Origin of the sequence: Caballeronia sp. INML1, assembly GCF_023631085.1 — a bacterium.
Taxonomy (GTDB): Bacteria; Pseudomonadota; Gammaproteobacteria; order Burkholderiales; family Burkholderiaceae; genus Caballeronia; species Caballeronia turbans.
This window is the reverse complement of record NZ_JALQDT010000061.1, coordinates 116782-140352: the sequence shown is the minus strand read 5'-3', so window position 1 is coordinate 140352 and position 23571 is coordinate 116782. Positions and strand designations below refer to the sequence as shown.

Here is a 23571-nt window from a genome sequence, read left to right as displayed (position 1 = left end):
GAGGAATCAGACATGCAAGTGAACTGGAAAGGCGTATTTCCCGCCGTCACGACGAAGCTCAAACAGGACGGCTCGCTCGACCGCGATGCCATCGTGAGCGGCCTGAACCGTCTGATCGACAACGGCGTCGGCGGCGTCGTGATGATGGGCATGGTCGGCGAGAACGCCCAACTCACGCCCGAGGAAAAGCGCACGGTGCTGAAGATCGCCGTCGAAACGGTGAAGGGGCGCGTGCCTGTCATCTCCGGTCTCGCGGAACTGAATACGGCCAACGCGACGCAATTCGCGAAGGACGCGGAAGCGATCGGCGTGCAAGGCCTGATGGTGTTTCCGGGTCTCACGTATCGCTCGGACGATCGCGAAACCGTCGAATATTATCGGTCGATTGCGCGCTCGACGAAGCTCGGTCTGATGATCTACAACAATCCGCGTGGCTATGGCGTCGACATGCGTCCCGACCTGCTCGCGCAACTCGCCGATGAGCCGAACGTCGTCGCGATCAAGGAAGAGACCTACGACACGACGCGCGTCACCGACCTCTATGCGCGCTTCGGCGAGCGCTTCGTCGTGTTCTGCGGCGTGGACGACCTGATCGTCGAATCCGTCGCGCTCGGCGTGAAGGGCTGGGTGTCGGGCATGGCGAACGCGATGCCAAGGGAATCCGTGGACTTGCTGAACTACGCGGTCAATGGCGAGTACGACAAGGCGCGCGCGCTCTATCGCGCCTTGATCGACCTGTTCCATCTCGACACGCACGTGAAGCTCGTGCAATACATCAAGCTCGCGGAAAACATCACGGCGGGTTACCCGGAGTACGTGAAGGCGCCGCGCCTGATGCTCGAAGGCGAAGAGCGGCGGCGGACCATCGAGATCGTCGAGAAGGCGATCGCCAGTGTAAAGGCGCTCGCCCGATGAAATCCACGTTCTTCTGCATCGACGGACACACCTGCGGCAATCCGGTGCGCGTCGTCGCGGGAGGCGCGCCCCCGCTCGAAGGCGCGAACATGATCGAGCGCCGCGCGCATTTCCTGCGCGAATTCGACTGGATTCGCACCGCGCTCATGTTCGAGCCGCGCGGCCACGAAGTCATGTCCGGCAGCATCCTCTATCCGCCGACGCGTCCCGATTGCGATCTCGCGATTCTCTTCATCGAAGTGAGCGGCTGCCTGCCGATGTGCGGCCACGGCACCATCGGCACCGTGACGACGGCCATCGAGCACGGACTCGTGCGACCACGCGAGCCCGGTGTGTTGCGGCTCGATACGCCCGCGGGTGTCGTCGTCGCGCGTTATCGGATGAACGGCGAGCATGTGGATTCTGTACAGCTCGTCAACGTGCCGTCGTATCTGCATTCGCGGGACTTGTCCGTCGAAGTCGAAGGTCTGGGCGAGATTTGTTTCGATGTCGCCTATGGCGGCAACTTCTATGCGATCGTCGAGCCGCAGCGCAACTACGACGGCTTGCACGCGCTGAAGCCTTCCGACATTCAGCGCGTAAGTCCCGTGCTGCGCCAGAAGGCGAACGAGAAGTACACGTTCGTGCATCCGGACAACGACGCGATACGCGGCCTCAGTCACGTCATGTGGACAGGCGAGCCGACAGTCGAAGGCGCGAGCGCGCGCAACGCCGTGTTCTACGGCGACAAGGCCATCGATCGTTCGCCGTGCGGCACGGGCACCTCGGCGCGCATGGCGCAGCGTGTCGCGAAGGGGCAGTTGAAGATCGGTGAGCGCTTCGTGCATGAGAGCATCATCGGCACCTTGTTCGAAGGCGTGCCGATGGAAGCGGCGCGCGTCGGCGAATACGATGCCATCGTGCCGGGCATAGAAGGCTGGGCGCGCGTGACCGGTCATAACACGATTTTCGTCGATGACCGCGATCCGCTCGCGCACGGATTCCTGCTGAAATAAACGGGAGAGATCAAGTCATGCTGATTCTGAAAAACGCCCGCGTGCTCGACGCCGATCACGAGCGCGACGACGGCCGCTATTCGATCGTGATCGACGGCGACACGATTCGCGATGTCACGCGCGAGCCGGTCGAGGCGAGCGGCGCGCAGGTGATCGATGTCGGCGGGAAGACGGTGATGCCCGGCATGATCGATTGCCATGTGCATGTGATCGCATCGGTCGCGCATCTGGGCAACAACAGCCGATTGCCGAATACGTTCGCCGTGCTGCGCGCGGTGCCGATTCTCGCGGGCATGCTTCATCGCGGCTTCACGACCGTGCGCGATGCGGGCGGCGCGGACTATGCGCTGTCGCGTGCGATCGAAGATGGCATCATCGCGGGGCCGCGTTTGTTCGTCGCGGGCAAGGCGCTCTCGCAGACCGGCGGGCACGGCGATTTCCGCGAGCGCTTCGACAACTCGGACCCGGACCCGTGCGGCTGCAATCGCAACATGGGCGCGATCGGGCGCGTGGTCGATGGCGTCGATGAAATGCGCCGTGCCGTGCGCGAGGAGATGCGCGCGGGCGCGCATCACATCAAGATCATGGCGTCGGGCGGCGTGGCTTCGCCGACCGATCCGATCGGCAACCTGCAATTCTCCGTCGATGAAGTGAAGGCCGCCGTCGAGGAAGCCGAATCGCATCAGACCTACGTGATGGCGCACGCCTATACGGCGAAGGCGATTGCGCGCGTGGTGAAACTCGGCGTGCGCACGATCGAGCACGGCAATCTGATCGATGACGACACCGCGCGCGTGATGGCCGAACACGGCGCATACGCGGTGCCGACGCTCGTCACCTATGACGCGATGTCGAAAGTCGGCGCACAGATGGGCCTCGCGAGAGACACGCTCGACAAGAACGAGTCGGTGCGCAAGCGCGGCCTCGAAGCGCTCGCGATGCTGCATGCGCGCGGCGTGAAGATGGGCCTCGGCACCGATCTGCTCGGCGACATGCATCAATATCAAAGCGACGAGCTTTCGATACGCGCGGATATCGTCGGTGCGTTCGAGGCCATTCGTCAGGCGACGGCGTTCGGCGCGGAGATCGTGAACATGAAGGGCAGGCTCGGCATCGTCGCGGCGGGTGCTTATGCGGATTTGCTCGTCGTCGATGGCGATCCGCTGAAGGATATTCGCGTGCTCACGGGACAGGGCGAGCGCATCGCGGGCGTGATGAAGAACGGCGCGTGGGTGCGGGAGAATCTGCTATGAACTCGCGTTACCAAAGGCGATGCGTACCGTGCAGAAGCGCCCTTCCGTGCATGCTACGATGCCGCACTCATACGAACAAGCGCTAAAGAAGCACATGCCTCCGGTCGCCACACATTCCCGCCGCGCGGACACATCGAACGCGGGCGATTCCACGCACAAGATCGTGCGCACGACGACGGTCGAACTCGTCACCACGGCGATCCGCCAACGCATTCTCTCCGGCGATCTCGCGCCGGGCGAAGTGCTGCGCCAGGAAGCGCTTGCCGACGAACTCGGCGTGAGCCGCGTGCCGATTCGCGAGGCGATCACGCGGCTGACCGGCGAAGGCCTGTTGACGAAGGTGCCGCACAAGGGCGCGTATGTCGCGGAGTTGTCGATAGAAGAAGTGCAGGAGACGTTCGAAATTCGCCTGCGGCTGGAGCCCTGGCTCTTCTCCCAGGCGATTCCGCATATCACCGATGCCGAGATCGCGAAAGCCGAGAAGCTCGTCAGCGAAATGGATCACGCGGATTCGGGCGTATGGGGTCAACTGAACTGGCGCCTGCACGAAACGCTTTATTTGCCGGCGCGGCGCGAGATCACATTGCAGATGCTGCGCGGGCTGCACGATCGCAGCGACCGCTATTTCCGCTTTCAGGTCGTGCAGGTGCCGATCCGCGAACAGTCGCACGAAGAGCACATGAACCTGATCGATGCATGCAAAAAGCGCGATGCGAAGCTCGGCGCGAAGCTGCTCGAACAGCACGTGAAGACGGCGGCGCAGCAAATCATCGCGGTGGTTCAGACGATCATGGCGCGATGAGGCGCACGTTCGCGGGCCGCGTCGCATCGCGTGCATCGATTTCGATGTGAGCATCGGCGTTCGCGATTAGCGTGAACGCGGTTTCATCGACCATTACGACCGGCACGTCCGCCGCATATAGTTCGTTCGCGACGATCGCGCCTATCGACAGAATGAGATCGCGCTCCGTGAGCACAATGCCCGCTGGCCCGGTGCCGTTGCGCAACGCTTCGGCGAGCACGCTGCTGCTCGAACTCGATCCGCGCGCGCGCGGCATCACGAGTATGCGCGACGCGAGACTCCGGCCGTGACCGGCATGCGTGGCATCGACGATCACGCCGCGTTCGGCGTCGTAACCGCCCCAGAAGCTGAGCGGCGGCAGCGCGATGCCAGCGGCGCGCGCGTGGCCTGGAACGAGTGTGACGGCCTCAAACGTTTTCATCGATGCATACCTTTCCTTCGAACGCCGATCGCACGCATTCGCTCATGCTGCCGAATGCGACCGTCACGCCGATGTTCGCCGGCGCGTAATGCGCCCACTTGCCCGAGTTGGTCATCACGAGACCGCTCACTTGCTTCATCACCGGCGTGATGTACGTGCAGGTATCGACGACGATCTGCACGCCGCGCTCCGTGAGCCTCTGCGCAATGCCTTCTTCTTCGAGTTGCCAGAGCACGAAGCGGCTGGTGTTCACATAGATATCGCAGCGCGGCGCGCCTTCATGCCGATCGAGGAGTGACGCGAGCGTGCGGAATTCATCGACGGAAAAGTGCGGCGTGCCGAGCGCGATGGCCGCGAGCGCGTCGCCCGGCTTCGCCCGGCTCCAGCGCTTGCGCACGGCATGAAGATCCGACGCGCTGACCGCGATCGTTCGCTCGGGCGCGTGTCCCTGAAGCGCGGCATCGAGCGTGGCGGCCTCCGGCGTGATGCCGACTGCATGAAAGAGCGCCACCGATCCGCTCGATGCCGCCGCCGCGCCGAGCGCTTTCAGTTCGTCTTCGGTGGTGTCGGCGGGCAGGCCGGTGATGGCAGCGACCGTCGCGCCGACCTCGCCGCCGAGCAGGAAACCGAGCGCCGCAAAATCCGCGTCGCGATGCGGCGACACACGCAGATCGGGCGCCGCGATCACGATGCGCGCCGCGCGATTCGCCGTGACGTGCAGGCCCGCGTTCGGCACGCGGCCGGTGATGGCGGCGGCGAGATCGAGGAAATCGCCATAGCGGCTCGTGCGCGCACCGAGCACGGAATTGGCGAAGACGATCGCGTTCGATTCGGCCCACGCGATCTGATCGCCCAGCTTCGGACGATGCTTCAGTTGATAGGGCGCGCACGTGAAGCTCGCTTCGCAGCCGAGTTCGATATGCGCCTGCATGAGCCGCGCGCCCGCGCTCGCGATACTGGCATCGCCTCGAAACAGCTCCGGATGGATGAGATCGAGCGAGCCGACGTTGAGCGTGGTCGGCACGGCGACCTTCGCGCCGCTCGCGACGAAACGCTCGACGAAATCGAGGCTCGCCGCGCCGTGATAGAGGCAGCCGTCGATATGCGCGGACGAGATGTCGATGAGCGTATCGGCGTCCATGACGCGCGCCGTCGCCGCGACGATGCGCATCGCGAGTGCGAGGCCATCGCCGAGATCGCCGTCGAGCATCGCGGTGTCGCGTGGGGAAAGAGTAAGCATCGGTTCCGGTTGCGCAGCGCTGAACAATGACAGCGCAGCATAACGGATAGGCCCGATGCTGTGCAGGTTACCTTCGCCCGAAACGACGGACGAAGCAGTAGAAAATCCACGGATGGATTTTCAGCATCGCCATTACGATAGAGAGCTTCGGCCTGTGATCCGAACACATGCCGAGCAGATGCGCGAGACGAAGCCTGTCTGAAACGCTGAAAAGAATCGGCTTTGCGAGTCGATAGGTCGGCGCCTTGATCGCCGCCTGAAACGCGATCGTCCGGTAAGCGTAGATATATTTCAGCCGAAAAAGCAGGCGCCGGTAATTGGGTATCGGCATCGACGCGGTGCTTCTTTCCACCCGGTCGATGATCGCAAAAAGATCCACGATCTTCGGATTGAAGCGGGTCGAAATTCCCGATTCGCGATACATGTACGCATATAACGTGTCGGGACACAGACGCACGACTCTGGACTTGCCGAGTGTCTGGACCGACACGCAGATATCTTCGTAGATCAGTCCGGTCGGATGTTCGACCGATAAGAAGATCGATCGGCGCACGAGCTTGTTGAAGCAATAAGCCTGTAAGGAAAGATCGAGAATCTTCTCGACCGCCTGTACGCCGGTGATGACGGCGTCGCCCGTTTCGACACGGTAATTGACTTTGCCATCCGGCGCGATGTTTTCGGCAGCGAAGACCACGACGTCTGCATGGTGCGTATCGGCTTCGTCGATCACCTTGCGAATCAGGTCGTGATGAACATGGTCATCGCTGTCCACGCACAGAACGTATTCGCCGCGCGCGGCCATCGCCGCGATCTTGCGGGTTTCGGCAAGCCCTTTGTTCTCGAGATTCTTGATGAGCTTCCACGGAATTCTGTTTTGCTTCTCCAGAATGCGGGAAGTCATTTCGCCGGATCTGTCAGGACTGCTGTCGTCGACGGCGATGATCTCGAAGTCGGTTGAAGTCTGTGCCAGGAGCGAGTCGAGGCACTCTTCGATGTACGGCTCAACCTTGTACACAGGCAGCAGGACACTGATCTTGGGCGGTGCTTGCATGTATGTGTAGCCCTCACTTCTGGAATTTTCAGGAGAACGACAAGTGCCAGAGGATTCTACGTGCTAAGTCGCATGCGGGCATCAGGTCATTGGCTATTGTTAGCACTGTCCGATGGATATTCAAGGGCATTCTATTGTCTGAATAGTCGTCGCCCTGCACACGATACTCTACTGGATTCTCCACAACGCCATTAATAACGGGCTACGAAAGCACGATTATTCATTAGCCATCGTGTCGCGCAGAGGCAATATCGCGGTAACGCTGCCTGTCACTGTGTCACGCGGGAAGAGCAGTCTGTCGCCGGGCGGGTCGCGGCGGCCGAATCGGCGGTGATGGCATCGTCCTTGCGTGTGCGTGTCCTTTCGGTTTATCGAACCATCGTTCAGCTTGCCAAGGAGAATGCACATGAGTCTCGATTTGACGTTTCGCGCAGGCGAAGCAACCGTGTTGGCCGCACCGGGACAGGCGACCGATGCGATGCCGGAGATCCTGATCGGCCGTGTCGACGGGCCTGTCGGCCACGCGTTCGCCAACATGATGGCGCAATCGAAAGGGCATACGGCCATGTTCGCGATCCGCGCGTGCAATCAGATGGTCCGCCCCGCAACGATGATCGTCCCCAAGGTTACGCTGAAGGACATGGCGAACATCGACCTCTTCGGCGGCGTGGTGCAGTCCGCCACCGCCGACGCCGTGGTCGATTGCCTGATCGAAGGCATCCTGCCGAAGGATCAGGCCAACGAACTGTGCATCATCAGCCTCGTGTGGATCGATCCGCGCTGCGCGACGGACGCGAACCTTGACAAGAAGGACATGTATCGCACGAACTACGAAGCGACGAAACTCGCCATTCAGCGTGCGATGAACAACGAGCCGAGCGTGGAGGAACTCATCGCGAATCGGCACAGCATCAGGCACGATATGGACGACTGGAGCTGAACGCTTGCTTCCCGATAGCGCACAGGGAAGCATCCAGAATGGTAAGGGGTACGACGGAAACCTCTGCGGAAGGCTTCACGTTTTGCCCGCTCTTCGTCATGATGAGCCGAGGAAGGCCCTCGCGCACGCCGCCTGCCAAGCTTTTACGACGCTGATAGACTGAACATCCGTGCGGAACTGCGTCTGGCTGCGCTTATCTCACGTGGAGGCATCGCGGGTTATCGTGCATTGCAGCATGCGACAGCACATCGAAAAATGCTCTCTGCCTATAGCCGTCACCTATCAGCGGCATTGCAAAAATCGCCTTCTATTGAACGTCGGTCTCACGTATTTTCTAATTTGAGGAAAGCTGTCGGACGATTCGCGCGTCGCCCGATGCACGCAGCGAAATCCCTTGTCGGATCGGGTCCGCGCAGCACGGGAAATACGAATCCGACGCCTTGTTGGTGAGTAGTAAAAGAACTAATGGGTACGTCCTCGCAAGGAGATAACGCATGTCGAACGAATCGAAGTGCCCGTTTACACATGCCGCCGGCACCGGTACGACCAACCGTGACTGGTGGCCGCGGCAACTACGGGTAGATCTGTTGAGTCAGCATTCCAGCAAGTCGAATCCGCTCGGCACGGACTTCGACTACGCCGAGGCTTTCAAAAGCCTCGATCTCGCCGCGGTCAAACAAGACCTCGCGGCGGTCATGACCGATTCGAAGGACTGGTGGCCTGCCGACTTCGGTCATTACGGCCCGCTTTTCATCCGCATGGCGTGGCACAGCGCCGGCACCTACCGCATCGGCGATGGTCGGGGAGGCGGCGGGCGCGGCCAGCAACGTTTCGCGCCGCTCAACAGCTGGCCCGACAACGTGAGCCTCGACAAGGCCCGTCGGCTGCTCTGGCCGGTCAAGCAGAAGTATGGCCAGAAGCTTTCCTGGGCCGATTTGATGATTCTGGCCGGCAACGTCGCGCTGGAAACGATGGGCTTCAAGACCTTCGGCTTCGCGGGCGGACGCGAGGATACATGGGAGCCCGATCAGGACGTCTACTGGGGTAATGAAAAGACCTGGCTCGGCGGCGATGTCCGCTACGGCAAGGGCGCGGCGGGCAACGACGAAGATCAGGGCGTGATCACCGCCGACGTCGAGAAGCATGGCGAAGAAGTCAGCCGCACCGAGGGCGGCCGCCATCTGGAGAATCCGCTCGGCGCGGTGCAGATGGGTCTCATCTATGTCAACCCGGAAGGCCCGGACGGCAACCCCGATCCACTCGCGGCGGCGCATGACATCCGCGAGACGTTCTCACGCATGGCGATGAACGACGAGGAAACCGTCGCGCTGATCGCGGGCGGGCACACCTTCGGCAAGACACATGGCGCGGGTCCGGCCGATAACGTCGGTCCCGAACCGGAATCCGCGGATCTGGAAAACATGGGCCTCGGCTGGAAGAGCAGCTACGGCTCGGGGAAGGGCGCGGATACGATCACGAGCGGCCTCGAAGTCACCTGGACCACGACCCCGACGAAGTGGGGCAGCGGCTTCTGGGAGAGCCTTTTCGGTCACGAATGGGAACTGACCAAGAGTCCGGCGGGCGCGAATCAGTGGGTCGCGAAGGATGCGGGCGAAACTGTCCCGCACGCCCACGATGCGTCGCAGAAGATCAAGCCGACCATGCTGACGACGGACCTGTCGCTACGGTTCGATCCGGAATACGCGAAGATTTCAAAGCGCTTCTGGGAGAATCCCGACCAGTTCGCCGACGCCTTCGCCCGCGCGTGGTTCAAGCTGACGCACCGCGACATGGGTCCGAAAGCGCGCTATCTGGGGCCGGAAGTGCCGCAGGAAGAACTGCTGTGGCAGGACCCGATCCCGGAAGTCGATCATCCGCTCGTCGAGGAACAGGATGTCGCGGCGCTGAAGCAGAAAGTGCTGGCGTCGGGGCTGTCGATTTCCGAGCTGGTTTCGGTGGCCTGGGCATCGGCATCGACGTTCCGCGGCTCGGACAAGCGCGGCGGCGCGAACGGCGCGCGCATTCGCCTCGCGCCGCAAAAAGACTGGGAAGCGAACGACCCCGAGCAACTCGGCAAGGTGCTCTCGACGCTCGAGGGCATCCAGAAAGAGTTCAACGGCGCGCAATCCGGCGGCAAGAAGATTTCGATAGCCGACCTGATCGTGCTTGCGGGCGGCGCGGCGATCGAAAAGGCGGCGGAGAAAGCCGGCCAGAAGGTCACGGTGCCGTTCACGCCGGGCCGCATGGACGCGACGCAGGACAAGACGGACGTGCTTTCGGTTTCGGCGCTCGAACCGGTCGCCGATGGCTTTCGCAACTACGTCAAGGGCAACGTGCGCGTGCCCGTCGAGTCGCTGCTGATCGACAAGGCGCAATTGCTGACGCTGACCGCTCCGGAGATGACGGCGCTCGTCGGCGGCCTGCGCGCGCTGAACGTGTCGTACGGAAAGAGCGCGCAAGGCATCCTTACCGACAAGCCCGAAACGCTCACCAACGACTTCTTCGTCAATCTGCTCGACATGGACACGGAATGGCAACCGCTGTCGTCGCGCCGCGACGTGTTCGAAGGGCGCGATCGCAAGACGGGTGAGCGGAAGTGGACCGGCAGCCGCGTCGATCTGATCTTCGGTTCGCATTCGGTGTTGCGTGCGCTCGCCGAAGTCTATGCGAGCAGCGACGCGCAGGAGAAGTTCGTCAATGACTTCGTCGCGGCCTGGACGAAGGTGATGAATCTCGATCGCTTCGATCTGAAGAAGAAGTAAGCGGCAGCGCCATTTAGAGTCGCAAGACGCGGCGGTCCTTCGGGACCGCCGTTTTTCTTTGCCGGCTGTCTCAATGCGCCACGCGCGCGGGCCGTTGCCTGAACAGAAGGCCGCACACGATGATGAACATCACGAGCGCGATCGACGCGCCATAGCGGCTCATCGCCAGTCCGCCGTTCGCGATCGGCTTGTCGAGAAAATCGCCGACCACGGCGCCGAGCGGCCGCGTCAGAATGAAGGCGCTCCAGAACAACACGGTGCGCGACATCTGTGTGAAGAAATACAGGAGCACGATCAGCAGCAACAGGCCACCGAAGATCATCGCGGCGCCGGTGTAGCCGAAGCCCGCGCTGTCGGCGGTCCAGTCGCCGAGTGCGGTGCCGAGTGTCTGCGAGAACATGATCGTCACCCAGTAGAACGCTTCGGCTTTCGGCGATGCGATGGTCGAGACCGAGACCGAGCCCATCGTGCGATGCCACACCGCGAGCGATGCAAGCAGCAGCGCGAGCAGGATCGCGCTGCCGCCCGCATAGCCGAGGCCGAGCGAGCGGTCGGCGAAGTCGGCGAGCGTGGTGCCGACCGTCGTCGTCGCGATGATCGTGATCCAGTAGAGCGCTGGCTGAAACCGGTCCGCCTTGATCTGCGCGATCACCGCGATGCCGAAAACGGCCGCGAAGATGAACGTGCTCATCAGATAGCCGAGATTCATGGACATCGAGAGCGCGTCGCCGCCCGTTTCGCCGAGCGTCGTCGCCGCGATTTTGATGGCCCAGAACGCCAGGGTCAGCTCCGGAACCTTGGCGAGCGCATGCTTCGTGTGTTCCATGTCGTGTCTTACGGAAAGGGAAGGCTCAAGCGTAGTGGGTGCTTGCTTAAGAGAGACTTAGTGATCAGCGCGGTTTCGCGCGAAGGCGTATCGTTTTTCGTTCTGACTCGATTTCCCAAAGGAGACCCGCCATGCCCCGCACCGTCGCCGCAAAACGCGCCGCCTTTCGCGCGCTGCACGAATCTGGTTGCTTCATGCTGCCGAATCCCTGGGACGTCGGTTCCGCGCGCTATCTCGAAACGCTCGGCTTCAAGGCGCTCGCGACGACGAGTTCGGGCTTCGCATGGTCGAAGGGCCACGCGGACAATCACGTGACGCGCGACGCGGTGCTCGCGCATTTGCGCGAGATCGTCGACGCGACCGATCTCCCGGTGAACGCGGATTTCGAAAGCGGCTTCGGCGCGACGCCGGATGACGTCGCGCAGAGCGTGAAGCTCGCGGTGGCGACGGGTGTCGCGGGCTTGTCGATCGAGGATTCGACGAGCGATGCATCGGCGCCCCTGTTTCCGGTCGATGTCGCCGTGGCGCGCATGAAAGCGGCGCGGCGTGCCATCGACGAAACCGGCGGCGACACCTTGCTCGTCGGCCGCGCGGAGAATTTTTTCGCAGGCAAGCCCGATATCGACGACGCGATCGCGCGTCTCAAAGCGTACGCCGATGCCGGCGCGGACTGCCTCTATGCGCCCGGCATCAAGACGCGCGAGCACATCGAGGCCGTGGTGAAGGCCGCGGGATCGAAGCCGGTGAATCTGCTGATCGGCGGCGTGTCGGAATTCACCTTGAGCGATGTCGCGGCGCTCGGCGTGCGGCGCGTGAGCGTCGGCGGAGGGCTCGCGCGCGCTGCGTGGGGCGGGTTCATGCGCGCGGCGCAAGGGCTCGCCGATGGCCGGTTCGACGGCTTCAGGGACGCGGCGGCGGGCAATGACCTGAACGAAATTTTCGTGGGGCGCGCGTAGTGCCTCACCGTAAAGGAGACGATGACAATGGCTCGCGAAATCATCCGCGTCGAACCGCTTTCGACCTGGCTCGAACGATTCAAGGCGCCGACGTCCGCCGTCACGCGCCACGGCGATACGGTCTATGTGTCGGGCTTTCCGCCGTTCGATCCGCTGACCGGCGAGGTCGTTGCGAATGCAACTATCGAACGTCAGACCGAACTGGTGTTGCAGCAGTTGAAGTTGTGCGTCGAAACCGCGGGTTCGTCGCTCGATCAGGTATTGAAGTGCAATGTCTACTGCACGTCGGTTCAAGCGTTTCCCATCGTCAACGCGGTCTACGGGGGCTTCTTCGGGGCGAACCCGCCGGCACGCATCTTTGTCAACGTGCCGGCGTGGCCGGGAGGATTCGACATCGAAATCGACTGCGTGGCGGCGGTCGCCTGACGGTCGATACCGTCGATTCCCTCAGTCCGCGTGCGCCCGATCGAACGCCCACACTTCAGGAAAGCCCATCAGCTCGCACATTTCGGAGAAGGGATACATCGTGCCGAGAGCGCCTTGCGTGCCTTTGCGCGCGAGGATTTCGCCGTAAACATCCTTCAGCGCCTTCGCGACGGCCAGAAACCCGGACGCCGGATAAATCGCGAGCGAAAAGCCCAGCTTCTGCAATTCCTCGGGCGCGAGTTGGGGTGTGCGTCCGCCTTCGACGACATTCACGAGCAAGGGCATGTCGAACGCGCGCCCGATCTTCTCCAGCTCTTCCACCGTCTCCGGCGATTCGATGAACAACACATCCGCGCCCGCCTTCGCATACGCCTCGCCGCGACGCAGTGCTTCATCGAGTCCGAGCGACGTGCGCGCGTCGGTTCGCGCGACGATCTGAAAGTTGCTGTCGGTGCGACTTTCCACCGCGACCTCGATCTTGCGGACCATGTCTTGCATCGCAATGACGCGCCGTCCCGGCGTATGCCCGCACTTCTTCGGGAATTCCTGATCTTCGAGTTGAATGCCCGCCGCGCCCGCATGCTCGTAACCGCGCACCGTGTGCGCGACATTGAGCAGGCCGCCATAACCCGTGTCGCCGTCGCAGATCATCGGCGTGTTCGTGCCGCCGCAAAAAGCCGCGACGCGATCGACCATGTCGGTATAGGTCGCGAGCCCCGCGTCGGGCAGGCCGAGGTAGGACGCAACCGTGCCGAACCCCGTCATATAGAGGCAATCGAAGCCCATCGAATCGGCCATCTTTGCGGAGATCATGTCGAAGATGCCCGGCGCGGTGACGATGTCCTTGCGCGCGAAACGCGCTTTCAATGCCTGACGCTTGTTTTCATGCGTAACGCTCATCACGGTTTCCTCAGAAAGTTTCAACGATGCGATTCTTGCGAAAGCGCCGACGCGGCGAGCGTGCCATCGGCATCGGGCGCAGGCGCGATGTCTTCCAGCGAGCGGCGATTCGTCTCGATGCCGAACACCGCGAGCACGACGGCCATCACGACGAGCGCGCCGATGATCATCGACAGCACGTCCTTCACGCCGCCCGCCGCGTACATGACGAGGACGAGCTGCGGCGCAAGGATGCCCGTGACGCGCCCCGCGCAGCCCGCTATGCCGTTCGCGCGCATGCGGTTCTCGGTCGCGAAGAGTTCGGGGATGTACGTCGCGATGCCGAGCGCGACCATCAGATACGTGAGCGTGAAGAGCAGGAAGCCGAGCAAGGTGGCCATCGCGACGCCGGTGGAATGCCCGTAAAGCCAGCCGATCACCGCCGCGAGCGCCGCGACCGCGATCAGGCCGTTCTTGCGCCCGACCCGGTCGGCGATCAGCACGCCGACGAGCGCGCCCGCCGGACCGCCGAGCGACATGAGCGTCGAATAGCCGAGCGACGACGCCATGCCGATGCCCTGCTTCATCAGAAAGGTCGGCACCCAGACGATGAAGCCGTAGATCACCATGTTGACCGCGATCTGCACGACGATCGACACGAACATGCGGCGAATCTGCGAAGGCGAGAAAAGCTCGATCAACGTGGTTTTTTTCGTCACGGTGCGCGGCGCATCGTCGATCGGCGGCAGCGGCGCGTGGCGCGAAGACTCTTCTTCGGCGGCGCGCAGGATTGCTTCCGCTTCGTCGTAGCGGCCTTTCGATTCGAGCCAGCGCGGCGATTCGGGCATCTTCTTGCGAATGACCCACACGATCATCGCGCCGATGCCGACGATCGCGAACATCGCGCGCCAGCCGATCGTCGGAATGATCAGGTAGCCGAGAAACGTCGAGAAAAAGAGCGCCGAGTTCGTGATGAGCGACAGATACGCCGACCACTTGCCGCGCACGGCGGGCGGCATGAATTCGCCGACCGATCCATAACCGACGACGATTTCCGCGCCCAGTCCGAGCCCCATGAAGAAGCGGCACACGATGAGCCACGTCATGTTCGGTGCGAACGCGCCGGCGATCGACGCGAGTCCGAACACCGCGAGATTGAACTGATACGTGAACTTGCGGCCTTTGGCGTCGCCGAGCACACCCGCCGCGAACGCGCCGATCAGCATGCCGACGAACGTCGACGAGAGGAACGCGGCGTTGAGCTGCATCGTCGACCAGCCGGTCTTGGCCAATGCACCGAGCACGCCGCCCGCGAGATAGATGTCGAACGAATCGAGGAACATGCCCGCGCCGATGAGCCAAAGCACGCGCTTGTGAAACCCGGAGATCGGTAATCGGTCCAGACGCGGGCCGGCGCTTACGGTGCTTATGATCGTGCCATCGGTGCTCAGCATGTCGTGTCTCCTGTGTCGCTCGCGCGACTATTCAACGACTGTTTGTAATGCTGTTGCGACCCGAACCGCTTCGGGCTCAGGACGCTGGATGTTCCCGGCCGTGGCGGTCGAGCACCGCCTTTTCGGCGGCGAGAATATGGCAGCGCGTGATGGCTTCCGCCCACGCGGCGTTGCGCTGTTCCAGCGCGTGAACGATTTCGACATGCTGGCGCGCACTGCGCTCGCGGTCCGCGTCGTTATAGGTGTCGAAGGTCCATTTGATGAGCGGCGTTTCCTTCATCGACCTGAGCGAGCGATCGAGGCGCGCGTTGTTCGCGGCGGCCGTGATGATCGCGTGAAACTCGCCGTTCGCGGCGAACCACGCTTCGCAGGATTCGGATGTCGTCGGACGTTGCGTGATGTCGAGCATCGCATCGGCGAGCGCTTTCAGGCGCGCGATGTCGGCGGCGCCGATTGCAAGCGCCGCGCGCCCGGCGAGATACGGCTCGATCAGAAGCCGCGCCTCGAAGATTTCGCGCGCGTCCTGCAAGGTCCACGCTTTCACGCGCACGCCGTAGTTCGCGCGTGTTTCGACCCAGCCTTCCGCATCGAGCCGGCGCAACGCTTCGCGAACGGGGGTGCGGCTCACGCCGAGACTTTTTGCGAGCTGCTCCTCGCGCAGATATTGGCCCGCGCTGTACTGGCCGCCCGCGAGCGCCTCTTTGATGGCGACGTAGACGTCGTCCGCCGAACGCGCCGGTTCGGGCAGAGTTGTATGCAAAACAACTTCGGTCGGCGTCACTTCGGGCTCGTTTCAGGCAATCGACGAGACGATTGTATGCAATGTCGCCACGATGAAACTTGGGGATTTCCCGCAGTGCCTGCTTACTTCATCGCTGACCGGATCGCGACGCCGAACCCGAATCGTTCACCCGAAGACGGCCCGATTCGCCTCCACGAACGCTTCGACGGTCTGCGGAGCCGTCCCCGTCACGCGCTCGATGATGCCGTCCGTGCCCTCGAAGACGCCGTTCTGATAGTCGATCGCTACTTCGACGAAGTGCTGAATCGTGAAATCCGGAAGATCGTAGTGGCTCAGATGCTCCCGGTAACCGTCGAGCGTCGCCGGCCGGTACACGATTTTCCTGCCCAGCACGCCGCTCATCACGCCGGCAATTTCCGCTTGATTCATTTGCGTCGGCCCGCACAGCTCGTATGTCTTGCCGACGTGATCATCCGGACTTGCAAGCACAGCGGCGATGAAACGCGCCTGGTCCGCCGCCGCGATAGGCGCATGCCGGCCATCGCCGAACGGCAATGCAATCTCGCTGTTTCGAACGATCGTGTCTCGCACCCACGGAAAGACGAGCCATTCAGAGAAGAAGGTCGGCCTGATGTGCACGGTCGGCACGCCTGCCCAGTCGAGAACGCGCTCCGCAATCCAGTGATCCCGGGCCGCGTGGCTTTTCGCGTTCTCACGAGCCGAGATTTGCGACATGTTCACGACCGCATGCAGCCCCGCACGGCGCGCCGCATCCGCGAAATAGGCGGTGGCCTGGATGAAGCCCGGACGAACGGGATAACAGAGATACGCCGCGTCCATTCCGTCGGTTGCGCGAATGGCGTCATCGTGCGAGAGGAGATCGCCGGTCATGATCTCAGCGCCAGCGTTCCGGAGCGCGTCGCTGCGCTCGTCCTCCTTGCGAACGAGCGCGCGCACGGCGTGACCGCTCTCGAGAAGGTTTCGCACCGTGTGAACACCTGTCTTGCCGGCAGCCGCCGTGACCAGAATCCTGCGTGCTTTCATGATGAATCTCCATTGACTAGAGTGCATATGCACTATTTCGGGCGAATGCGTGTCGACGCTTCCTGTCGATATTGCATTGATCTGGATGTTAGTCATAATCCAGAAGTCCCGCAATTCTTCGCGGCTCAACTCTGAATTGCCAGGCCCGCATCAATGGAAAACGGATCGCGGGATTACACTTGCCCGCCAGAGCAGTGTGGAGATGTTGAATGGGCCATTCCCAGGCACAAAAGATTGCGACACGTCAACGCATCGTTGAGGTGGCGGCGAAACGGTTGCGTGAGCGCGGCATCGATGGCGTGAGCATTGCCGATCTCATGAAGGAGGCCGGGCTCACCGTAGGCGGCTTCTACAAGCACTTTGCGTCTCGCGACGAACTCGTGCGGGAAGCGTTCGAATGTGCGCTGCGAGACATCGAGTCGTGGGAAGCATCGATTCCGACCGAGCCGCAACGAGCGATGCGTTCGTATCTATCCGCGGCGCACAGGGATAACATTTTTCGCGCCTGTCCTGTCTCCGCGCTCGTCAATGACATGAGCCGCTGCGAGGGCGCGACTCGGGAGGTGTATTCCCGCCGCGTCGAGAAAATCGTGGGGCTGATCGCTCAGGCATCGCCTGCGTTGCTCAACGCCACGAAGCGCGCGCAAGCGCTTCACATTCTGAGCGCCTGCGTGGGCGCGGTGACGTTGTCGCGGGCCGTTTCGGACCCTGATCTGTCCGCCCAGATCCTGGATGGCGCGCTGAACGGCGTGCTCGCGATGCTGTCCCACCAACGCGACGCTGACGAAGAAAGCGCGGCGTGAGCGTGCGCGCGTCGTCGGCATTGTTCACCGTTTTGGTGCCGGGCGTCGGAACTGTTACTGGTCCCGGCTTTTGCAACCCCACTTGATGGGGGGCAATCATCCAGCGGACGCGGTATCCGTGTAAGGTTCTACTCGGACGACGATTCGGGCTCGATAGCCCGCACGCGATCCGGTGAAGTTCGATCGATCGAACGTCGTCTGTCTTCGCTTGTCTTGCCGCAAGAACATCGAAGCCGGCGCTGAGTTTCAAACCTCGGCCCGGCGTCCTGCAAACCTTTTTTCACGAGTGAGGATTACCATGCCGTTCGTCACGACCAAAGATAACGTCGAAATTTTCTATAAGGACTGGGGGCCGAAGGACGCGCAACCGATCGTCTTTCATCATGGCTGGCCGCTTTCCTCGGACGACTGGGACGCGCAGATGCTGTTCTTCGTGCAGCGGGGATATCGTGTGGTCGCGCACGACCGGCGTGGGCACGGCCGCTCGTCGCAGGTCTCGGACGGTCACGATATGGACCATTACGCCGCCGACGCATTCGCGGTCGTCGAAGCGCTGGACCTGAAAAATGCCGTTCACATCGGACACTCGACAGGCGGCGGCGAAGTCGCCCGTTATGTCGCGAAGCACGGCGAACCGTCAGGACGTGTCGCGAAGGCGGTACTCGTCAGCGCGGTGCCTCCGCTGATGCTGAAAACCGAAGCAAATCCGGAAGGCCTGCCTGTCGAGGTTTTCGACGGCTTTCGCAAGGCACTGGCCGACAACCGCGCCCAGTTCTTCGTCGATGTTCCGGCGGGACCCTTCTACGGATTCAACCGCTCGGGCGCGACCGTCCAACAGGGCGTTGTCCAGAACTGGTGGCGTCAGGGCATGATGGGTAGCGCGAAGGCGCACTACGACGGCATCAAGGCGTTCTCGGAGACGGACCAGACTGAAGACCTGAAGTCGATTTCCGTGCCGACGCTCGTCCTGCATGGTGAGGACGACCAGATCGTGCCCATCGCCGACGCTGCGCTGAAGTCCATCAAGTTGCTGAAGAACGGCACCCTGAAAACGTATCCTGGCTTCTCGCACGGCATGCTCACGGTCAACGCGGACGTCCTCAACGCCGACCTGCTCGCATTCGTGCAGGGCTGATAGGAGAAACGGGCGGCGAGCCGGTATCGATACCGGCTCGCATCTCAGCGCACGCCGCCCTCATATGCGATGCGCAAAGCGTGCGGCGAGCGCGGCCCTGAAACAGGCGGCGATTTTGGCGAAGCCCGCGCCGGTGGGATGCAGTTCGTTGGCCCAGTCATCGGGCGCAAGCGTGCCTTGCGTCTCGACCAGCACCAGATTGTGCGCGGGATCGCTGGCGAGCCGCAGCAGCATCGCGCGGAACTGGACGAGGATCGTCCGCACGATCAGCGTGCCGGGCGCGAGGTCCCGCCAGCCCCGATCGACGAGCGAAGGACGAAGCCACGGTCCGGCGAGATGGCAGGCCGATGTGCCGCTGGGAATCGCAAAGTCGTAAGCGTGCACGAAGATGGGTGCGTGAGGCGCGAACTGGTCGCGGATGCGGATCAGATCCAGATAGGCGCTCTCGACCACGCCGAAGATATTCGCGAGCCGCCGGATATCGATGCCCTGCGCAGGATCGTTGGCGACCGCGTCTGCATCGTGGAGCCAGAAGCGGAACTGGTCGCCGACCACATCGTTGCCGCCGCCGGAAAAAAGCAGTGCGTCGATGGGTCCGTTGGCCGGGTCCTTCAACTGATCGATGAGGCGGTTGCGCTTGTTCACGCCGAGGAGCGTCGTGGTCGCGTCGCTATAGTGCGCGAGCTTGAGGATCAGCGGAACGGGCTTGCCCGTGTTCTCGAGCGCCTGCAATACATCCGTGGGATGAAGTGGGTCCGGCAGCGGATAGTCGAACCACGAATCGCCCTCGCCGATCAGGACGAGCGGCGCAGGCGCGCCGGTCTGACGCGCCTGCTGCACTTTCGCTTGCCGCACTTCGTGCTGATGCGTCCTGACGCGCGCATTCAGCTCCCGCTGAATCTGTTCCTGCCAGCTCTCGTAGAGGTTACTCGCCGGACCTGTCATGGTGTATCTCCGTTGCAGTTGCAGGGAGTGCGCCGATGCGCGCGTTCACGCAGCCATTGTATCGGCGCACGACTCACCGCATGAGGATGTCGAATCGAGAAGCTAAGGAATGTTGATCAGATGAATCGTCCGATGCGGCGCGGAAAGACGAGGCGTAAACTCGACGAGAACAAACGAGGAACGCAATGGCGAAGCGCACACCGGAGCCGTGGTATCACCCGCCGCAGGAGGAAATCTGCGCGCTGTGCGGGCGCGCGGTGCCGCCATCGGAGCGCGATTTGCATCATCTCGTGCCGAAATCGCACGGTGGCAGGCAGACGGCCGTGCTGCATCGCATCTGTCATCGGCAATTGCATGCGCTCTTCACCGAAAAGGAGCTGGCGCAGCGCTATTCGACCGTCGATGCACTGCTCGCGCACGAAGGCGTGCATAGCTTCGTCGAATGGGTGAAGACCAAGCCGGACGCCTTCTATCAGCGCACGCGGCGCGCGCGTGCACGCTGAGCGCGCACGTCACTGCGCGCATGAAGTTTCGCTCCGGTACGCCGTCATGCCGAAGCGCTGAAGGATGAAGTTCTCGACGACGAGACGAATATCCGCTTCGCGCGGCCGCGTGCCCCAGCGGCTGTTTCCCGCCACCGACGCCACCGTGAACCATGATTGCGGCGGAAACAATTCGACGCGAAGCATGCCGCGTTCGAAGATCCTGAGGCGCCCCGTGTCGATATGAAACTCGGCGCTGACCGCGCCGCCCGGCATGCCGATGCTTGCCGTAATTGCCTTCGCCTTCATGGTCTCGCTCTCTCAAAGTTCCGGCGCCGTGCGATGAGGATGGCCGTGTCCTCGCGCACGATCACTTTAGGACGCTCGTCTGCTCTCGACCATCCCCATTAGCAGGGAGTCGAAAGAAGGGCGTTCGATTGTCAAATTCTCCGGCGACGCAATTGCACAGTTCTTTCGAAAGGCATAATCGAGCCGCCATTTCGGCAGAGAAGTTTTTATAGGCATACAGTATTGAGGTTGCGTAGCGCCGCCGAAATATCGGCGCAATCGGCAAGTCACTCGCAACGCGTGCGGTGCATGACGGCGACAGTTCGCTGCCGCACAAACCCGTTCACCTGACACGTCTCATCGGCCGGCCTTTTCATTGCGTCGGGGCCGGCTCGTCCACGAAAGATTCAAATCAAGGAAGGAAGCACAATCATGCTGAAAGCGTATTCCTATGCAGCCGCCGCAGCCGACAAGCCGCTCGGCCCGCTCGAAATTCAGCGCCGCGATGTCGGCCCGAACGATGTGCGCATCGACATTCTCTTTTGCGGCGTGTGTCACTCCGATCTGCACATGGCGCGGAACGAATGGGGCGGCTCGAACTTTCCGGTCGTGCCGGGGCATGAAATCGTCGGGCGCGTGGCGGAAGTCGGCTCGGACGTGTCGAAGTTCAAGGTCGGCGACCTCGCGGGCGTCGGCTGCATGGTCGATTCATGCCGCACGTGCGCGTCCTGCAAGGAAGGACTGGAGCAGTTCTGCGAAGGCCCGGAAAGCTTCACGCAAACCTATAACTCGCCGGACAGAAAGTCCGGCGGCTTCACGGCGGGCGGCTATTCGACGAGCATCGTCGTCGACGAGGCGTTCACGCTGAGCATCCCCGGGAACCTCGAACTGGCGGCGGTCGCGCCGTTGCTGTGCGCGGGCATCACGACCTATTCCCCGCTGCGCCACTGGAACGTGCAGAAGGGGCACAAGGTCGGCATCGTGGGTCTCGGCGGTCTCGGTCACATGGGCGTGAAGATCGCCGCCGCAATGGGCGCGCATGTCGTGCTCTTCACGACTTCGCCGGGCAAGATCGAGGACGCGAAGCGTCTGGGCGCGCATGAAGTCGTGATTTCGAAAGACCCGGCCCAGATGGCGGCGCACGCGAACAGCTTCGACTTCATTCTGAACACGGTGGCCGCGTCGCACGATCTCGATCCGTTCATGGCACTGCTCAAGCGGGATGCCACCATGACGCTCGTCGGCGCGCCGGAGCATCCGCACCCGTCGCCTTCGGTGATGAACATGATCTTCAAGCGCCGCTCGCTCGCCGGATCGCTCATCGGCGGTATTGCGGAGACGCAGGAGATGCTCGATTTCTGCGCGGAGCACGGCATCACCTCCGACATCGAGATGATTCGCATGGACGAAATCAACAAGGCTTATGAGCGCATGTTGAAGAGCGATGTGAAGTATCGCTTCGTCATCGATATGGCGACGATGGAGAAGTAAGCCTGTTTCGTTCTCGGAGCGCGTCCTTCAGCGCTCCTTCAAAAGGGCGATCGGCCCCGCAGCTCCCGAATGGTCGATCGCCTCCAAGCAAGCCGCTCACACGCATATCGCGTTTTCATCAGACGAAATCACGCGACGACGCAGTGTCGGATTTTCGCCTCGACGATCTCGCCCGAACGTTGGGAAAGCTAACTGGTTAGGTAAAAAACGCCGCTCGACTTTGGACAAAAACTCGCCAAACCGGCGCTTCGCGTTCTCGTTAGACTTTTTTACATTTTAGTTGGCTGGCGGTCCTAAACGTCTGAATACAATCGAAATTGTTAAAGATTGTGCAATCGTCGGGACCTAATGAACACGAAGCGAAAAACGATACTTTCCATATTTGGAACGCGGCCCGAGGCGATCAAGATGGCGCCGCTCGTCAAGGCGCTGGAAGCGGAAGCCGGTGTGCGGTCCGTGGTGTGCGTGACCGGCCAGCATCGCTCGATGCTCCGGCAAGTGCTGGATCTGTTCGACATCACGCCGCATCACGATCTCGCGGTCATGTCGGAGAACCAGAGCCTGAACGGGCTGATTTCGCGCCTCATCGCGTCGATCGACGACGTCATCACCAAGGAACAGCCGGATCGCGTGCTCGTGCACGGCGACACGACCACCGCGACGGCGGGCGCGCTCGCCGCGTTTCACCGGCAGGTGCCGGTCGCGCACGTCGAGGCGGGGCTGCGCACGGGCGACATGAGCAGTCCGTGGCCGGAAGAGATGAACCGGCGTTTCGTCGATGTCGTGAGCGACATGATGTTCGTCCCGACCTTGCGCTCGCACGCCAACCTCGCGAAGGAAACGGTGCATGGACGCGCATTCGTCACCGGCAACACGGTGATCGACGCGCTGCATTCCGTCACGAAGCGCATCGATTCGCAGGATGCGCTGCGCCGCAAGCTCGACGCACGCTTTCCGTTTCTCGATCCATCGAAGCATCTGATTCTCGTCACGGGCCACCGGCGCGAGAGTTTCGGCCGGGGCTTGCGCGATATCTGCGCGGCGCTGGTTCGTCTCGCGCGCCGTTCCGATGTGCAGATCGTCTATCCGGTTCATCTGAACCCGAACGTGCGCGCAACGGTGATCAGCGCGCTCGGCGGTGCGCCGAACGTGTTTCTCATCGAGCCTCAGGACTATCTCGGCTTCGTGCGGCTGCTGCAGCGCGCGACGCTCGTGCTGACCGATTCGGGCGGCGTGCAGGAAGAGGCGCCGGCGCTCGGCAAGCCGGTGCTCGTGATGCGTGACGTCACCGAGCGTCCCGAGGCCATCGATGCGGGCACCGCCGTGCTCGTCGGCACGGACAGCGACGCCATCGCCGCGACGGTCCATCTGCTGCTCGACGACACGAACGCCCGCGCGGCGTTCACCCGCAATGTCAATCCCTACGGCGATGGGCGAGCCTCGGCGCGCATCGTCGCGGCGCTCGCGGGCCGCCCCTTCGAGGAATTCAAACCCGTCATGCCGCGCGCCACGAAAAATGTGACGCGTGTCGTGGGCGAGGCGTTCGCGTAGTCCTTCGGCCGCGTACGTACAGCCTGTCGCGCCAAAGGCCGGGCCGCGACTCCGGGCACCGGCTCTTTCTTCAGCAACACGCGCCTGATCGTTCCGGCCAGGGAGTCCGGAATCAGGCTTCACGCAATCGAGGCGGATCGCGCGCGACGTGCGTGTGCCTTCGCGGCCAT

Annotated in this window: 23 protein-coding genes; 13 read left to right on the top strand and 10 right to left on the bottom strand. The window is 62.4% G+C overall.

All coding sequences use genetic code 11. The features are described from left to right. Positions 1–12: 12 nt before the first annotated feature. The 4 genes from NCR38_RS24930 (at position 13) to NCR38_RS24915 (ending at position 3965) form a co-directional block, all read left to right on the top strand. Entirely contained in the window at positions 13–915 is a 903-nt protein-coding gene (locus NCR38_RS24930) for a dihydrodipicolinate synthase family protein (RefSeq protein ID WP_061119213.1), read from the top strand. Further along, positions 912–1910 (top strand): 4-hydroxyproline epimerase, encoded by a 999-nt coding sequence (locus tag NCR38_RS24925; RefSeq protein ID WP_061119212.1) that lies wholly within the window; start codon positions 912–914, stop codon positions 1908–1910. Before NCR38_RS24930 ends, NCR38_RS24925 begins: the two co-directional genes overlap by 4 nt. A 17-nt stretch (positions 1911–1927) precedes the next feature. Beyond that, the gene (locus NCR38_RS24920) at positions 1928–3163 is read left to right on the top strand and encodes an amidohydrolase family protein (protein WP_061119211.1); all 1236 of its coding nucleotides are present in this window, start codon (positions 1928–1930) and stop codon (positions 3161–3163) included. A 94-nt stretch (positions 3164–3257) separates the two neighbouring features. Further along, positions 3258–3965: a GntR family transcriptional regulator gene (locus NCR38_RS24915; protein ID WP_061119271.1), complete on the top strand. Its 708-nt coding sequence runs from the start codon at positions 3258–3260 to the stop codon at positions 3963–3965. Here the strand turns inward: NCR38_RS24915 and NCR38_RS24910 are convergent. From NCR38_RS24910 to NCR38_RS24900, 3 genes are all read right to left on the bottom strand, one after another. Beyond that, positions 3952–4386 carry an aconitase X swivel domain-containing protein gene (locus NCR38_RS24910; RefSeq protein WP_061119210.1) on the bottom strand — a complete coding sequence of 145 codons (435 nt, stop codon included), beginning with the start codon at positions 4384–4386 and terminating at the stop codon, positions 3952–3954. The genes NCR38_RS24915 and NCR38_RS24910 overlap by 14 nt on opposite strands. Then, entirely contained in the window at positions 4373–5626 is a 1254-nt protein-coding gene (locus NCR38_RS24905) for an aconitase X catalytic domain-containing protein (RefSeq protein ID WP_061119209.1), read from the bottom strand. The genes NCR38_RS24910 and NCR38_RS24905 overlap by 14 nt, the downstream gene beginning before the upstream one ends. Before the next feature lie 67 nt (positions 5627–5693). After that, entirely contained in the window at positions 5694–6677 is a 984-nt protein-coding gene (locus NCR38_RS24900; protein ID WP_061119208.1) for a glycosyltransferase family 2 protein, read from the bottom strand. 406 nt (positions 6678–7083) lie between these two features. Here NCR38_RS24900 and fae point away from each other — a divergent pair, with 406 nt between their 5' ends. Continuing rightward, positions 7084–7617: a formaldehyde-activating enzyme gene (fae, locus tag NCR38_RS24895; protein WP_061119270.1), complete on the top strand. Its 534-nt coding sequence runs from the start codon at positions 7084–7086 to the stop codon at positions 7615–7617. A gap of 494 nt (positions 7618–8111) precedes the next feature. After that, on the top strand, positions 8112–10379 hold the full coding sequence (katG, locus tag NCR38_RS24890; RefSeq protein WP_061119207.1) for a catalase/peroxidase HPI: 2268 nt from the start codon (positions 8112–8114) through the stop codon (positions 10377–10379). A gap of 70 nt (positions 10380–10449) precedes the next feature. Here the strand turns inward: katG and NCR38_RS24885 are convergent, their stop codons facing one another. Then, the gene (locus NCR38_RS24885) at positions 10450–11205 is read right to left on the bottom strand and encodes a hypothetical protein (RefSeq protein ID WP_061119206.1); all 756 of its coding nucleotides are present in this window, start codon (positions 11203–11205) and stop codon (positions 10450–10452) included. 131 nt (positions 11206–11336) lie between these two features. Here NCR38_RS24885 and NCR38_RS24880 point away from each other — a divergent pair, with 131 nt between their 5' ends. After that, the gene (locus tag NCR38_RS24880; protein WP_061119205.1) at positions 11337–12161 is read left to right on the top strand and encodes an oxaloacetate decarboxylase; all 825 of its coding nucleotides are present in this window, start codon (positions 11337–11339) and stop codon (positions 12159–12161) included. A gap of 27 nt (positions 12162–12188) precedes the next feature. Continuing rightward, complete coding sequence (locus tag NCR38_RS24875) at positions 12189–12587, top strand: RidA family protein (RefSeq protein ID WP_061119269.1); 399 nt, start codon at positions 12189–12191, stop codon at positions 12585–12587. A gap of 21 nt (positions 12588–12608) precedes the next feature. On the opposite strand, the gene NCR38_RS24870 is transcribed toward NCR38_RS24875, so the two are convergent. The 4 genes from NCR38_RS24870 to NCR38_RS24855 all read right to left on the bottom strand — a co-directional run bounded on the left by NCR38_RS24870 (position 12609) and on the right by NCR38_RS24855 (position 16706). Then, the gene (locus NCR38_RS24870; protein ID WP_061119204.1) at positions 12609–13487 is read right to left on the bottom strand and encodes an oxaloacetate decarboxylase; all 879 of its coding nucleotides are present in this window, start codon (positions 13485–13487) and stop codon (positions 12609–12611) included. Between the two features lie 20 nt (positions 13488–13507). Further along, on the bottom strand, positions 13508–14920 hold the full coding sequence (locus NCR38_RS24865; protein ID WP_250477740.1) for an MFS transporter: 1413 nt from the start codon (positions 14918–14920) through the stop codon (positions 13508–13510). Between the two features lie 76 nt (positions 14921–14996). Further along, positions 14997–15680, bottom strand: a complete 684-nt coding sequence (locus tag NCR38_RS24860) for a GntR family transcriptional regulator (RefSeq protein ID WP_284502384.1) — start codon at positions 15678–15680, stop codon at positions 14997–14999. A 147-nt stretch (positions 15681–15827) separates the two neighbouring features. After that, positions 15828–16706, bottom strand: coding sequence for an NAD(P)H-binding protein (locus NCR38_RS24855; RefSeq protein WP_061119201.1), 879 nt, complete (start codon positions 16704–16706; stop codon positions 15828–15830). Between the two features lie 209 nt (positions 16707–16915). On the opposite strand from NCR38_RS24855, the gene NCR38_RS24850 reads away from it, so the two are divergent. Both NCR38_RS24850 and NCR38_RS24845 read left to right on the top strand, forming a co-directional pair. After that, a complete protein-coding gene (locus tag NCR38_RS24850) occupies positions 16916–17509 on the top strand; it encodes a TetR/AcrR family transcriptional regulator (RefSeq protein WP_061119200.1) in 594 nt (197 codons plus the stop codon). A gap of 298 nt (positions 17510–17807) precedes the next feature. Beyond that, complete coding sequence (locus NCR38_RS24845) at positions 17808–18644, top strand: alpha/beta fold hydrolase (RefSeq protein ID WP_061119199.1); 837 nt, start codon at positions 17808–17810, stop codon at positions 18642–18644. A gap of 60 nt (positions 18645–18704) precedes the next feature. Here the strand turns inward: NCR38_RS24845 and NCR38_RS24840 are convergent, their stop codons facing one another. Next, positions 18705–19589: a hypothetical protein gene (locus tag NCR38_RS24840; RefSeq protein ID WP_061119198.1), complete on the bottom strand. Its 885-nt coding sequence runs from the start codon at positions 19587–19589 to the stop codon at positions 18705–18707. 185 nt (positions 19590–19774) lie between these two features. On the opposite strand from NCR38_RS24840, the gene NCR38_RS24835 reads away from it, so the two are divergent. Further along, positions 19775–20092: an HNH endonuclease gene (locus tag NCR38_RS24835; RefSeq protein ID WP_061119197.1), complete on the top strand. Its 318-nt coding sequence runs from the start codon at positions 19775–19777 to the stop codon at positions 20090–20092. Between the two features lie 9 nt (positions 20093–20101). Here NCR38_RS24835 and NCR38_RS24830 read toward each other — a convergent pair whose 3' ends face one another. After that, a complete protein-coding gene (locus NCR38_RS24830; RefSeq protein ID WP_061119196.1) occupies positions 20102–20380 on the bottom strand; it encodes a hypothetical protein in 279 nt (92 codons plus the stop codon). A 411-nt stretch (positions 20381–20791) separates the two neighbouring features. On the opposite strand from NCR38_RS24830, the gene NCR38_RS24825 reads away from it, so the two are divergent. Both NCR38_RS24825 and wecB read left to right on the top strand, forming a co-directional pair. Next, a complete protein-coding gene (locus tag NCR38_RS24825; protein WP_061119195.1) occupies positions 20792–21850 on the top strand; it encodes an NAD(P)-dependent alcohol dehydrogenase in 1059 nt (352 codons plus the stop codon). 348 nt (positions 21851–22198) lie between these two features. After that, a complete protein-coding gene (gene wecB / locus NCR38_RS24820) occupies positions 22199–23401 on the top strand; it encodes a non-hydrolyzing UDP-N-acetylglucosamine 2-epimerase (RefSeq protein WP_250477739.1) in 1203 nt (400 codons plus the stop codon). Positions 23402–23571: the final 170 nt, after the last annotated feature.

Excerpts from the sequence above, each read along its gene's own strand:
- NCR38_RS24930 (WP_061119213.1), top strand. The coding sequence starts at position 13 with ATGCAAGTGAACTGGAAAGGCGTATTTCCCGCCGTCACGACGAAGCTC.
- NCR38_RS24925 (WP_061119212.1), top strand. The coding sequence starts at position 912 with ATGAAATCCACGTTCTTCTGCATCGACGGACACACCTGCGGCAATCCG.
- NCR38_RS24920 (WP_061119211.1), top strand. The coding sequence starts at position 1,928 with ATGCTGATTCTGAAAAACGCCCGCGTGCTCGACGCCGATCACGAGCGC.
- NCR38_RS24915 (WP_061119271.1), top strand. The coding sequence starts at position 3,258 with ATGCCTCCGGTCGCCACACATTCCCGCCGCGCGGACACATCGAACGCG.
- NCR38_RS24910 (WP_061119210.1), bottom strand. The coding sequence starts at position 4,386 with ATGAAAACGTTTGAGGCCGTCACACTCGTTCCAGGCCACGCGCGCGCC.
- NCR38_RS24905 (WP_061119209.1), bottom strand. The coding sequence starts at position 5,626 with ATGCTTACTCTTTCCCCACGCGACACCGCGATGCTCGACGGCGATCTC.
- NCR38_RS24900 (WP_061119208.1), bottom strand. The coding sequence starts at position 6,677 with ATGCAAGCACCGCCCAAGATCAGTGTCCTGCTGCCTGTGTACAAGGTT.
- fae (WP_061119270.1), top strand. The coding sequence starts at position 7,084 with ATGAGTCTCGATTTGACGTTTCGCGCAGGCGAAGCAACCGTGTTGGCC.
- katG (WP_061119207.1), top strand. The coding sequence starts at position 8,112 with ATGTCGAACGAATCGAAGTGCCCGTTTACACATGCCGCCGGCACCGGT.
- NCR38_RS24885 (WP_061119206.1), bottom strand. The coding sequence starts at position 11,205 with ATGGAACACACGAAGCATGCGCTCGCCAAGGTTCCGGAGCTGACCCTG.
- NCR38_RS24880 (WP_061119205.1), top strand. The coding sequence starts at position 11,337 with ATGCCCCGCACCGTCGCCGCAAAACGCGCCGCCTTTCGCGCGCTGCAC.
- NCR38_RS24875 (WP_061119269.1), top strand. The coding sequence starts at position 12,189 with ATGGCTCGCGAAATCATCCGCGTCGAACCGCTTTCGACCTGGCTCGAA.
- NCR38_RS24870 (WP_061119204.1), bottom strand. The coding sequence starts at position 13,487 with ATGAGCGTTACGCATGAAAACAAGCGTCAGGCATTGAAAGCGCGTTTC.
- NCR38_RS24865 (WP_250477740.1), bottom strand. The coding sequence starts at position 14,920 with ATGCTGAGCACCGATGGCACGATCATAAGCACCGTAAGCGCCGGCCCG.
- NCR38_RS24855 (WP_061119201.1), bottom strand. The coding sequence starts at position 16,706 with ATGAAAGCACGCAGGATTCTGGTCACGGCGGCTGCCGGCAAGACAGGT.
- NCR38_RS24850 (WP_061119200.1), top strand. The coding sequence starts at position 16,916 with ATGGGCCATTCCCAGGCACAAAAGATTGCGACACGTCAACGCATCGTT.
- NCR38_RS24845 (WP_061119199.1), top strand. The coding sequence starts at position 17,808 with ATGCCGTTCGTCACGACCAAAGATAACGTCGAAATTTTCTATAAGGAC.
- NCR38_RS24840 (WP_061119198.1), bottom strand. The coding sequence starts at position 19,589 with ATGACAGGTCCGGCGAGTAACCTCTACGAGAGCTGGCAGGAACAGATT.
- NCR38_RS24835 (WP_061119197.1), top strand. The coding sequence starts at position 19,775 with ATGGCGAAGCGCACACCGGAGCCGTGGTATCACCCGCCGCAGGAGGAA.
- NCR38_RS24830 (WP_061119196.1), bottom strand. The coding sequence starts at position 20,380 with ATGAAGGCGAAGGCAATTACGGCAAGCATCGGCATGCCGGGCGGCGCG.
- NCR38_RS24825 (WP_061119195.1), top strand. The coding sequence starts at position 20,792 with ATGCTGAAAGCGTATTCCTATGCAGCCGCCGCAGCCGACAAGCCGCTC.
- wecB (WP_250477739.1), top strand. The coding sequence starts at position 22,199 with ATGAACACGAAGCGAAAAACGATACTTTCCATATTTGGAACGCGGCCC.